3 protein-coding genes are annotated in these 3,352 nt (G+C 68.4%); 2 read left to right on the forward strand and 1 reads right to left on the reverse strand.

Going from position 1 to position 3,352, the window contains the following annotated elements; genetic code table 11:
* A partial coding sequence (locus tag I73_RS02945) for a cation:proton antiporter (RefSeq protein ID WP_022979253.1) occupies positions 1-1,214 on the reverse strand: 1,214 nt, incomplete at its 3' end.
* A gap of 444 nt (positions 1,215-1,658) precedes the next feature.
* On the opposite strand from I73_RS02945, the gene I73_RS02950 reads away from it, so the two are divergent.
* Positions 1,659-2,864 carry a porin gene (locus I73_RS02950; RefSeq protein ID WP_022979254.1) on the forward strand — a complete coding sequence of 402 codons (1,206 nt, stop codon included), beginning with the start codon at positions 1,659-1,661 and terminating at the stop codon, positions 2,862-2,864.
* A 134-nt stretch (positions 2,865-2,998) separates the two neighbouring features.
* Positions 2,999-3,340, forward strand: coding sequence for a c-type cytochrome (locus tag I73_RS25630; protein ID WP_022979255.1), 342 nt, complete (start codon positions 2,999-3,001; stop codon positions 3,338-3,340).
* Positions 3,341-3,352: the final 12 nt, after the last annotated feature.

Raw genomic sequence — 3,352 nt, forward strand, 5'->3', positions numbered from 1 at the left:
AGGGTGCGGGCCCAGCGGGACCGGGCCAGCACCGCGCGCCGCAAGGGTTCCACCAGGGAGAACAGCAAGGGGTTGAGCGCGATCGAGAACAGCGCCCCCGCCACCACCAGGCTCTCGGCCTCGGGCGGCAGCACATGCAGGCTGGCGCCCAGGCCCACCAGGATGAAGGAGAACTCGCCGATCTGGGCCAGGCTGGCCGCCACCGACAGCGAGGCCTGCAGCGGGTAGCGCAGCAGCAGCACCAGCCCCATGGCCGCCAGCGACTTGCCCAGCATGATGATGGCCGTGACCGCCAGCACCTGCAGCGGCCGCTCCAGCAGCACCCTGGGATCGAACAGCATGCCGACCGAGACGAAGAAGAGCACCGCGAAGGCGTCCCGGAACGGCAGGGACTCCTCGGCCGCGCGGTGGCTGAACTCGGACTCGCGCAACACCAGCCCGGCAAAGAAGGCGCCCAGGGCCACCGAGACTCCGAAGAAGGCCGAAGCACCGTAGGCAATGCCCAGGGCCACCGCGATGACCGCCAGCGTGAACAGCTCCCGCGAGCCGGTGCGGGAGATCAGCCACAGCAGGCGCGGCAGCAGCTTGCGCCCCACCAGCAGCATCAGCGCCACGAAGGCCCCCACCGCCAGCAGCGTGCGCAGCACCGCCCAGCCCAGCGACGGGGCCGCGGCGTCCTCGGCGGAAGCGCCGGAGGTGCCTGCCAGCCCGACCAGGGCCGGCAACAGCACCAGCACCAGCACCATGGCCAGGTCCTCCACCACCAGCCAGCCCACGGCGATGCGCCCTTCGTGCGACTCCAGCGTGCCGCGCGCCTCCAGGGCCCGCAGCAGCACGACCGTGCTGGCCACCGACAGCGCCAGACCGAAGACCATGGCCCCGGCCAAAGACCAGCCCCAGAACACCGCCAGCCCAGCCCCCATGGCCGTGGCCACCGCCATCTGCACCACCGCGCCGGGCACCGCCACCCGGCGCACCGCCATCAGATCGGCCACCGAGAAGTGCAGGCCCACGCCGAACATCAGCAGCATCACGCCGATCTCGGCCAGTTGGGAGGCCAGGCCCATGTCGGCCACGTAGCCGGGGGTGTGCGGCCCCAGGGCCACGCCGGCGACCAGGTAACCCACCAGGGCCGGCAAACGCAGGCGAAGGGCGACAAAGCCCAGCAGCAGGGCCAGCCCCAGCGCTGCGGCCAGGGTGACGATGAGGGGCATGTGTGGGTGCATGGGCGGAGCAATCGCAAGTCAGTGGGAAAAGGACGGGACACCGGCAGCGCTGACACCCGGGCGGCAAACAGTGGGAAGCGGATCGGCCATGAGAGTTCCCGCACCGGGCGCAACGCGAAGGTCATCAGGATTTACACCGAGCCTCCCCACCCGGGAAGCCTGTGCCCTGTCCCGCCCGCCCCCGTGACGTCGCGAAATGGCGCGTCACCCGCGGGAGGGTCCGGATGGACAAGGTATTCCTGACACACAGACCCCTCGTTTGTAACAGGCCGGTTTGTCCCGCCCTGCGACGCAAAACCTGCAACGCAAGGGGTTAACCCCCGAAATCGCCCCCTCTCCGACCCGGGCCGGGATGGCATGGAACTGGCGCCAGGGGGGCTGCGCCAGCCTGCGTGCTGGCACAGCCCAACCCATACCAACGGAGACAAGACCATGCAAATCACCGCCCTGGCCCGTGCGGCCACCCTCACCGTTCTGGCTGGCGCCGCCCTGCAAGCGCAAGCCGTCGGTTTCACCCAAGGCGATGTCACGCTGGACATCAACGGCACCGTCAACGGCTTCTACATGAACCGCGAGGACACCGTCACCACCAAGGCCACCGGCGCCGAAGCCAAGGCCACCAACAGCATGGTGTCCAACGGCCTGCTGCCGGGCTGGCTGAACTTCGTGGCCACCACCAAGGCGGCCGACCAGGACATCAAGGTGCACTTCGGCTTCGCGCCCGGCATCGTCAACAACTCCACCGTGGTGGGCCTGCCCGACGGGGCCGCCGGCAACACGCCCGGCGCCTACTCGCAGATCGACACCCGCAACATCTACTTCCGCTTCGGCAACGACGGCTGGGGCCACCTGAAGTTCGGCCGTGACATCGGGCTGTTCGGCCAGGACGTGATCCTCTCCGACATGACGCTGCTGGGCGTGGGCGGCACCACCAACGCCGCCATGCCCTTCAACACCACCTTCGGCATGATCGGCCACGGCTACATGTACACCGGCTTCCAGCCGCAGATCAGCTACGACACGCCCAAGGTCGATGGCCTGCAGGCTTCGGTCGGCATCTTCCAGCCCAGCAAGTACGCCGGCGACGAAACCAAGACGCCGGCCCTGCAGGCCAGCGCCGGCTACAGCTGGGCCGGTGCGGCTCCGGGCAAGGTCTGGGTGGGTGCGGTGCACCAGAGCACCAGTTGCTCCGGTGGCAGTGGCAGCTGCAGCAGCGAGCCCTTCACCGCCCAAGGCTACGAGCTGGGCGTGAAGGCCGGCATGAACGGCTTTGAGGGCCTGCTCTACGGCTTCAAGGCCAAGGGCCTGGGCCTGTCGACCATCGGCGCCCAGTTCCTGGGTGGCAGCGACGGCGCGGGCAACCGCACCGACTCCAAGGGCTACCTGGCCCAGGTGACCTACAAGCTGGGCGACACCAAGCTGGGCGTCAACTACGGCCAGAACACCGACGAGAACGGCGCCACCTCGGCCGTCTTCGGTGGCCCGAAGAACGTGCGCAAGTCCTTCACGCTGGGCGTGTACCACACGCTGAACAAGTACATCACGCTGGTGGGCGAGTTCAACCACGAGAAGCAGGACAACGACGTCACCCAATCCAAGGTGCGCACCCTGTCCGTGGGCGGCGTGGTCTTCTTCTGAGGACCGGCGGCAGGCCCAGGCCTGTCCCTCGCCTGTCCCGTTTTCAGGGGATCCCCACCGGGGATCCCCTTTTTTTCGGGTACCCCTACGGGTTATCCTATTAATGTGCATTCCGCACATTCATAGGAGAGCCCATGCTCCACGCATCCGCACGCGCGCACCTCCGGCCCGCCCCCCTCCTCCTGGCCGGCCTTCTGGCGGCCCTCGCACCAGCCAGTCAGGCGGCCACCACCATGCCGCCCGGCCGGCTGCTGGCCTCCAACTGCTTCCAGTGCCACGGCACCAATGGCCGAGGCCCGGGCTTCGAGCGCCTGGCCGGGCAATCCGCCTCGGAGCTTTACGAGGAACTCAAGGAATTCCAGGCGGGCAAGGAAGGCAACAGCATCATGGCCAAGCACGCTTGGGGCTACACCGACGCCCAGCTGCAGGCCCCTGGCCTCCTGGCTGTCGACGCAGAAGTGAGGAGCCGAACATGACACCGACCCGCA

Source organism: Ideonella sp. B508-1 (genome assembly GCF_000333615.1).
Classification (GTDB): domain Bacteria; phylum Pseudomonadota; class Gammaproteobacteria; order Burkholderiales; family Burkholderiaceae_C; genus Ideonella.